Genomic DNA, 7,558 nt, shown 5'->3' on the forward strand with positions numbered 1-7,558 from the left:
GCGCCGTTCGAGACGACCGCCAGCCCGTGCGCTCCGACGTACTCGAAGACCTCCTCGGCCCAGCGCAGCGGGCGACCGGTGACGAACACCACCGGAACTCCCGCGTCGTCGAGGGCAGCGATGACGTCGTGGGCGTACGGCGACACCGTGCCGTCGGTGCGCACCAGGGTGCCGTCGAGGTCGGTGGCGACCAGCCGCGCCACGGCGATCAGGCCCGTGGCTCGGGCAACGGACGCGCGAGCACCAGCGCACCCTCCTCGTCGCTGCCGCGCAGCTCGGTGAAGCCGCACCCGGCGAGCACCTTGAGGCTGGCGCCGTTGTCAGGGCGGACCCCGGCCCGGACCCGGACACCGGCCGCGTCGGTCTCGGCGAGCAGCGCACGCAGCGCCTCGGTCGCGATCCCGCGCCCGCGTGCCGCCTCGACGAGGCCGTAGCCCACCTCGACCTCGCCGTCCTCCGGCCGGCCGAGCGTTCCGATGGTCCCGACCGCCAGCCCGTCGCACACGATGTGCCGCGGTCCCCACGGGTCGCCCTCGCGCGCCATCGAGGCGGCGTCGACGTCGTCGGGACGCGGATAGGCAGGGTGCCACGACGGATCGCGACGTCCGTCGCGCATCGCGGCCGCCTCCGCCGGTGTCACCAGCGTGAGCCGGAGCCGGGTCGAGGCGATCTCGGCCGGCAGGGTCATGGGAACCAGCGTCCGAGCTCGGTGGCGACGCCGTCGTCGTAGACCGTCTCGGTGACGCCGTCGGCGGCGGCCCGGACCTCCTCGACCGCCTGCCCCATCGCCACGCCACGCCCGGCCCAGCGCAGCATCTCCAGGTCGTTGCGGCCGTCGCCGATGGCGAGGACGTCGCCCTGTCCGACTCCGAGCCGCTCCGCGACGAGAGCCAGGCCCGAGGCCTTGGAGACGCCGACCGGGCTCAGGTCCAGCCACGCGGTCCAGCCGACGACGTAGTCGGTGCCGTGCAGCCCGAGCCTGGCGGCCAGCTCGACGAAGTCCTCGGCGGTGGCCTCGGGGTCGCGGATGATCACCCGGCTGACCGGGCCGGCCACGAGATCGTCCACCTCGGTGATGATCATGTCGCCGGAGAGCTCTCCCAGCGGGAAGTGGCGGTTGACCCGGTAGCCGACCCCACGCTCCTCGACCGCCACCAGCGCCTCGGGGTGGTGCTCGAGCACCGCCGCCACGGCGGGCGCCGCGTCGAAGGTCTCTTCGTGGACGACCTCGAGCGGGGGGTAGCGGAAGACCACGGCGCCGTTGGACGCCACCACCCAGAGCCGGTCACCGTCCGCGGCCGGCAGGCCGAGCAGGTCGGCGATCCGCACCATGCCGTGGGGCGATCGTCCGCTCGAGAGCACGACATGCGCTCCGCGGTCCAGCACGCGTCGTACGGCGTCGTGGACGGCAGGCGAGATCTCCTCATGGGTCGTGCCGGCGCCCTCGACCCACTTCAACAGCGTCCCGTCGATGTCGAGGGCGACCAGCTTGGGCGTCCAGCCGTGGTTGGGGTTCCCGACCGGTCCCGACCCGGCCGACGTGGGGTCGCTCACCGCTGAACCGGCTCCAGTACCTCGCGTCCACCGAGCCAGGGCTGGAGTGCCTTGGGCACCCGGACCGATCCGTCGGCCTGCTGGTGGGTCTCCAGGATCGCCACGATCGGGCGGGTGATCGAGCAGAGAGTCCCGTTGAGCGTGGCCACCGGACGCACCTCGCTCCCGCCCTCGGCGGTCTCGAAGCGAGCCCGGGTGTCGAGCCGCCGCGTCTGGAAGTCGGTGCAGTTGGAGGTCGAGGTCAGCTCGCGGTACCGGCCCTGGGTGGGGATCCAGGCCTCGCAGTCGAACTTCCGCTGCGCGGACAGCCCCAGATCGCCCGCGGCCACGTCGATCACCCGGTAGGCCAGCTCGAGCTTGTCGAGGAACTGCTTCTCCCACTCGAGCAGCCGCTGGTGCTCGGCGAAGGACTCCTCGACGGTGGTGTAGACGAACATCTCCACCTTGTCGAACCAGTGGACGCGGATGATGCCGCGGGTGTCCTTGCCGTGCGAACCGGCCTCCTTGCGGAAGCAGGGGCTGAACGCGGCGTAGCGCAGCGGCAGCGCGGACCCGTCGAGGATCTCGTCGGAGTGGTAGGCCGCCATCGGCACCTCGGACGTGCCGACCAGGTAGAGGTCCTCGCCCTCGATCCGGTAGACGTCGTCGGCCGCCTGCCCCAGGAAACCGGTGCCCTCCATCGCGCGCGGCTTGACCAGCGAGGGCGCCACGACCTGGGTGAAACCGGACTCTCGCGCCTGCTCCAGCGCGAGGTTGATCAGCGCGAACTCCAGCTCGGCGCCGACGCCGGTGAGGAAGTAGAACCGCGAGCCCGACACCTTCGCGCCGCGCTCGAGGTCGATCGCGCCGAGGATCCTGCCCAGCTCCACGTGGTCACGGGGCTCGAACCCCTCCGCCGCGAAGTCCCGCGGCTCACCCACGACCTCGAGCACCTCGAAGTCGTCCTCGCCACCGGCCGGGGCCTCGTCGGCCGCGACATTGGGGATCGACATGAGGGCGGCCTGCCACTCGGCCTCGGCGGCCGACTGCGCGGCCTCGGCCGCCTTGACCTCGCCGGCGAGGACCTTGGTCCGCGCCAGCAGGTCCTGCTTCTCCTCGCCCTCGGCGCGGGGGATCTGCTTGCCGAGCTGCTTCTGCTCGGAGCGCCGGGACTCGAAGCTGGCGATGGCCTCGCGCCGGGCCGCGTCGGCGGCCAGCGCCCGGTCGACACCGTCGGTCGGCAGCCCGCGCTTGACCTGGGCGGCGCGGACCCGGTCGGGATCGTCACGCAGGAGGCGGGGGTCGATCATGTCCGGGGTCCCCGCGGAGAGGTGAGCGTCGCAGCGCCTGTCCCGGGATGGTCGACCAGCGACCGCCTCGAAGCAGGGCTCGTCGTGGGGTGGTTCACACCGAAAGGCTAGCCGCAGGCACCGAGCACGGTCACACGGATAGCGGGTGACCCCGACTGGGTACCCTGACGCGGACATTCCCGACTTCAACGAGATGCGAGTTGCTCGAGCGATCCCGCGTGGCCCCGTTGGGCTGGGCCGTGCTGTGCCTCGGCCTGCTCGTCGTCATCACCGTCATGGTGGCCACCGAGTGGGCGCCGCTGGCGTCGCTCGACCGGCAGGGACGACCGGTCGAGGAGTGGGCCGCCGGCAGGCCGGCGCTCCATCCCGGGTTGCGCGTGATCGAGGTCGGTTTCAACACGATCGCGATGACGATCCTCACCGTCCTCCTGGCGGCCGCCCTCTTCGCGCGGAACCACCGGCGGGCGGCCTACCTCACCGTCGGCGTGATGGTCGCGACGTCGGTCGCCACCACGCTCCTCAAGAACGCCTTCGGCCGGGCCCGCCCGGTGTGGCAGGACCCGACCGCGCTGCTGCACAACAACGCCTTCCCGTCCGGTCACGCCTCCTCGATCGCCGCGTTCGCGGGACTGGTCGTGGTGTTCGTGGCGATGCTGGTCCGCCGCTCCAACGTGCGGCGAGTGGCCTACGTGGTCGCCGGACTCGTCGTCGTACTCGTCTGCGCGGACCGCGTCCTGCTCGGGCGCCACTACCCGAGCGACGTCCTGGCCGGGGTGCTGCTGGGCGCTTTCGTCGTCCTGCTGGGCGTCGCGGTCTACAGCCCCTTGCCGCGGAGCCACGCGGAGACGGCCGAGCCGCTCGCCGAGGCCGTGCCGACGACCAGGCAGCTGGCCGTGGTGCTCAACCCTTCCAAGGTCGAGGACCCGGGCCAGTTCCGGTCGATCGTGAGCACGATGGCGGCCGAGGCCGGCTGGTCCGAGCCCACCTGGCACTACACGACGGTCGAGGACCCGGGCACCGGCATGGCCGAGGCCGCCGCGGTCGAGGGGGCCGACCTGGTCCTCGTCTGCGGCGGGGACGGCACCGTGCGCGAGGTGTGCGCCGAGCTCGCCGGCACCGGCGTACCGGTCGGCATCGTCCCGGCCGGCACCGGCAACCTGCTGGCGCGCAACCTCGGCATCCCGCTCTACCTGCGGGCCGCGATCGACGTCGGGCTCAACGGTCAGGACCAGGCGATCGACCTCGCCTCCGTCTCCGGGGACGGCATCGACGACACCCACTTCATGGTCATGGCCGGCATGGGGTTCGACGCCGCGATCATGGAGGGTGTCAACGAGGACATCAAGAAGCGGATCGGCTGGTTCGCCTACGTCATCTCGGCCCTGAAGTCGCTGATGTTCCCGGCCCAGCGGATCGAGGTCAGCATCGACGGCGGGGAGTTCACCAAGCACCGCGCCCGCACGGTCGTGGTCGGCAACGTCGGGAGCCTCCAGGCCGGCATGCCGCTGCTGCCGGACGCCCGCATCGACGACGGTCTGCTGGACGTGGTGATCCTGCACCCGAAACGCTTCCTGTCCTGGGTGCCGCTCGCGTTCCGGGTGCTGACCAAGCGGCCCCGGACCGACGACACGATCAACCGGATGACCGGTCGCACGGTGGTCGTCCGGGCCGGAGCGGACACCCCGCGCCAGCTCGACGGTGACTCGATCGGCCTCGGCCGCGAGCTGCGGATGGAGTGCATCCACGGCAGGCTGCTGGTCCGGGTTCCGCGCTAGGGCCGCGTCGCCTGCACGTCACCGGATTTCGAGACGCGTCGCGGCTACCCTTCGCTGCGCTCAGGCCTGCGCCGACGCTCCTCAATCTTCGCCGCTGATCGCGGGGTTCGCAGGCTCACCCCGCGGCGGCTCGAGCAGGAACACGGGGATCTCGCGGTCGGTCCGCTCGGCGTACTTCGTGTAGTTGGGCCACGTCTCGACCATCACCGCCCAGTACGTCGCCCGCTCGGTGCCGTGGACGCGCCGGGGCGTCACCGCCGTCGGCCGGCCGCGGAACGTGACCGTGGCGCGGTCGGCCACGTCGAGGTTGCCCACCCACGCCGGCGGCTTCGGGGCGCCCCAGTTGGATCCGGCCACCAGCCAGCCGTCCTCGTGCGGGACGCAGAGCAGTGGCGTGGAGCGCGGGATGCCGCTCTTGCGCCCGGGCACGGTGAGCAGGAGCTCCGGCAGGCCCGCCAGCGACAGCAGCGTCAGCCGGCCCCGGGTCAGCCGCTGGATCAGCAGGTCGAGCCCGACGATCTGCGCCGCGAACCTGGGCAACCAGGGCTGGCGGCCGAGCCTGATCGCGAGCCATCGGATCGGGTTCATGTCCAGAGCGTAGGGCGCCTCAGGCCGGCCGGGCGTGCGTGACCGCCTCCTCCTCCTCGGGCGACAGCTGCTGTTCGCAGGTCCAGGCGGTGACGCTCTTGGCGTAGGTGCGGGCCTCGCTGCGGCCGTGGATCGAGGTGAGGACGACCCCGTGCCCGCCGTCGTCGAGCAGCGCCAGCGACCAGGACAGATGCCCGCCCATGTCGCCGAAGGCGTCGTAGCGCACCACCGCGAGGTGACGCAGCGCGTCGACCGCCTCCTTGCGCAGCGCGGCGACCTCCTGGCGCAGGCCGTGGACGTCGGTGGGCAGGGCCTCGGCGCCGGAGCGGCGGGAGTCTCCGGTGCGTCGCAGCGCGACCACCGAGAACACCCCCGCGACGAGCGCCAGGACGAGGGCGAGGATGGCGAGGATCAGCACGGTGCAAACCCTATGACCGCAGGCCGGGCGAACGCGGTTGCCGCGAGCGTGCCGTGGGACTTGATCGTGGGAAGATGCCTCGGTGACCGTCCCGCGCATCGCCTACCAGGGGGAACCCGGCGCCAACTCGCACCTCGTGTGCCGCCAGAAGTACCCGGACCACGAGGCCGTCGCGTGCGCGTCGTTCGAGGACGTCTTCGCGGCCGTCGAGTCCGGCGACGCCCACCTCGCCATGATCCCGATCGACAACTCGATCGCGGGTCGGGTGGCCGACATCCACCACTTCCTGCCGACCTCGGACCTGCACATCGTCGCCGAGCACTTCCTGCGCATCCAGTTCACGCTGATGGCTGCGCCGGGGGCGTCCCTGGACACGATCAAGACGGTGCACAGCCACGTCCACGCCCTGGGCCAGTGCCGCAAGGTGATCCGCGAGCTGGGCCTGACCCCGCTGGTGTCCGGTGACACGGCCGGGGCCGCCCGTGAGATCGCGGAGGCCCAGGACCCCGCGCAGGCCGCGATCGCGCCGCCGCTGGCCGCAGATATCTACGGCCTCGACATCCTGCGCGACGACGTCGAGGACGAGGACCACAACACGACGCGGTTCGTGGTGCTCGCCCAGGAGTACGTCGAGGCGCCGGCCGGCGGTGGCCCGGTCGTGACCACCTTCGTCTTCAACGTCCGCAACCTCCCCGCCGCGCTCTACAAGGCCCTCGGCGGCTTCGCCACCAACGGCGTCAACATGACCAAGCTCGAGAGCTACATGGTCGGGGGCCACTTCACCGCGACGCAGTTCCTCGCCGAGGTCGACGGCCACCCCCATGACGCCGGGGTGGCGCGGGCGCTCGAGGAGCTCGCGTTCTTCACCACCGACGTCAAGGTGCTCGGGGTCTACCCCGCCGACGCGTTCCGTCAGCAGTAGCAGCACGTAGCCCGGCGGGCGATAGATTCGCGGGGTGACCGAGGAGCCCCGCACCGAGGACCTGGGATTCGCGCGGGTCGACCTCGACCGCGCCGCCCGCACCGGCGACGCCGAGGTCGTCTACGGCGCCGGGAAGTCCCCCGAGCAGGTCGTCGCCATCCTGCGCACGCTGCACGCGAAGCACCCCGACCGTGCGGTCCTCGCCACCCGGCTCAGCGACGAGGCACTGCATGCGGTCCGGGAGCTCGACGCAGACGTCGACCTGATCGCCCGGGCGGCCTCGCTCGGTCCGCTCCCGCAGCCCACCGGCACCGTGGCGGTGATCAGTGCCGGGACCTCCGACGGCCCGGTCGCCGCCGAGGCCGCTCTCACCGCCCGCGTCCACGGCGCGGGTGTCCGAGAGGTCCGCGACGTCGGGGTGGCGGGGCTGCACCGCCTGCTGGCGGTCCGCGACGAGCTCGAGCAGGCGGACTGTCTGGTCGTGGTGGCGGGCATGGAGGGTGCGCTGCCCTCGGTGGTCGGCGGGCTGACCGGCGTCCCCATGGTCGCGGTGCCCACCAGCGTGGGGTACGGCGCCTCGTTCGGCGGGCTGGCCGCGCTGCTGGCGATGCTCAACTCGTGTGCCCCAGGCGTGACCGTGGTCAACATCGACAACGGCTACGGCGCCGGCGTGTTCGCGGCAAGGGTGGCGCGGCGGACCGCCCGGCACCGCCATGAGGCGCCGTGACGATCTGGGTCGACGCCTCCTCCGGCGCCAGCGGCGACATGCTGCTCGGCGCCCTGGTGGGCGTGGGCGTCCGCGTCGACGTCCTCCAGGACGCCGTCGACGCAATCTCCCCCGAGCCGGTGAACCTCCGGGTCGAGCAGGTCACCCGCAACGGCTTCGCGGCCACCCGCTGCCACGTCAGGGCGCGCGAGTCGGGACAGCACCGCTCCTGGCGCGACATCCGGGGCCTGTTGAGGAGCTCCCGCCTCGACGAGGACGTCCGGTCCCTCGCGTTTCGCGTCTTCG

At 72.3% G+C, this 7,558-nt stretch carries 10 protein-coding genes; 4 read left to right on the plus strand and 6 right to left on the minus strand.

The annotated features are described in order from the left end of the window. The 4 genes from VFN12_RS12130 to serS form a co-directional block, all read right to left on the minus strand. Positions 1–203, minus strand: a 203-nt coding sequence (locus VFN12_RS12130) for an HAD family hydrolase (protein ID WP_325118953.1), incomplete at its 3' end; no start/stop codon positions are given. A gap of 5 nt (positions 204–208) precedes the next feature. Continuing rightward, positions 209–688, minus strand: a complete 480-nt coding sequence (locus tag VFN12_RS12135) for a GNAT family N-acetyltransferase (RefSeq protein ID WP_325118954.1) — start codon at positions 686–688, stop codon at positions 209–211. Next, positions 685–1,488 (minus strand): HAD family hydrolase, encoded by an 804-nt coding sequence (locus VFN12_RS12140; RefSeq protein WP_325118962.1) that lies wholly within the window; start codon positions 1,486–1,488, stop codon positions 685–687. Before VFN12_RS12140 ends, VFN12_RS12135 begins: the two co-directional genes overlap by 4 nt. Before the next feature lie 62 nt (positions 1,489–1,550). Then, the gene (gene serS / locus VFN12_RS12145; protein ID WP_325118955.1) at positions 1,551–2,843 is read right to left on the minus strand and encodes a serine--tRNA ligase; all 1,293 of its coding nucleotides are present in this window, start codon (positions 2,841–2,843) and stop codon (positions 1,551–1,553) included. Between the two features lie 218 nt (positions 2,844–3,061). Here serS and VFN12_RS12150 point away from each other — a divergent pair, with 218 nt between their 5' ends. After that, on the plus strand, positions 3,062–4,618 hold the full coding sequence (locus VFN12_RS12150; protein WP_325118956.1) for a YegS/Rv2252/BmrU family lipid kinase: 1,557 nt from the start codon (positions 3,062–3,064) through the stop codon (positions 4,616–4,618). A gap of 81 nt (positions 4,619–4,699) precedes the next feature. Here the strand turns inward: VFN12_RS12150 and VFN12_RS12155 are convergent, their stop codons facing one another. Next, positions 4,700–5,206: a nitroreductase family deazaflavin-dependent oxidoreductase gene (locus VFN12_RS12155; RefSeq protein WP_325118957.1), complete on the minus strand. Its 507-nt coding sequence runs from the start codon at positions 5,204–5,206 to the stop codon at positions 4,700–4,702. Positions 5,207–5,225: 19 nt separating this feature from the next. Further along, positions 5,226–5,624 (minus strand): DUF4446 family protein, encoded by a 399-nt coding sequence (locus tag VFN12_RS12160; RefSeq protein WP_325118958.1) that lies wholly within the window; start codon positions 5,622–5,624, stop codon positions 5,226–5,228. An 82-nt stretch (positions 5,625–5,706) separates the two neighbouring features. Here VFN12_RS12160 and VFN12_RS12165 point away from each other — a divergent pair, with 82 nt between their 5' ends. From VFN12_RS12165 to larC, 3 genes are all read left to right on the plus strand, one after another. After that, positions 5,707–6,546 (plus strand): prephenate dehydratase, encoded by an 840-nt coding sequence (locus tag VFN12_RS12165; RefSeq protein ID WP_325118959.1) that lies wholly within the window; start codon positions 5,707–5,709, stop codon positions 6,544–6,546. 34 nt (positions 6,547–6,580) lie between these two features. Beyond that, on the plus strand, positions 6,581–7,273 hold the full coding sequence (larB, locus tag VFN12_RS12170; protein WP_325118960.1) for a nickel pincer cofactor biosynthesis protein LarB: 693 nt from the start codon (positions 6,581–6,583) through the stop codon (positions 7,271–7,273). Further along, the coding region (larC, locus tag VFN12_RS12175) for a nickel insertion protein (protein WP_325118961.1) at positions 7,270–7,558 on the plus strand (289 nt) is incomplete at its 3' end. The genes larB and larC, both read left to right, overlap by 4 nt.

The sequence above is a fragment of the Nocardioides sp. genome, assembly GCF_035703625.1.
Lineage (GTDB): Bacteria > Actinomycetota > Actinomycetes > Propionibacteriales > Nocardioidaceae > Nocardioides.

Excerpts from the sequence above, each read along its gene's own strand:
- VFN12_RS12135 (WP_325118954.1), bottom strand. The coding sequence starts at position 688 with ATGACCCTGCCGGCCGAGATCGCCTCGACCCGGCTCCGGCTCACGCTG.
- serS (WP_325118955.1), bottom strand. The coding sequence starts at position 2,843 with ATGATCGACCCCCGCCTCCTGCGTGACGATCCCGACCGGGTCCGCGCC.
- VFN12_RS12155 (WP_325118957.1), bottom strand. The coding sequence starts at position 5,206 with ATGAACCCGATCCGATGGCTCGCGATCAGGCTCGGCCGCCAGCCCTGG.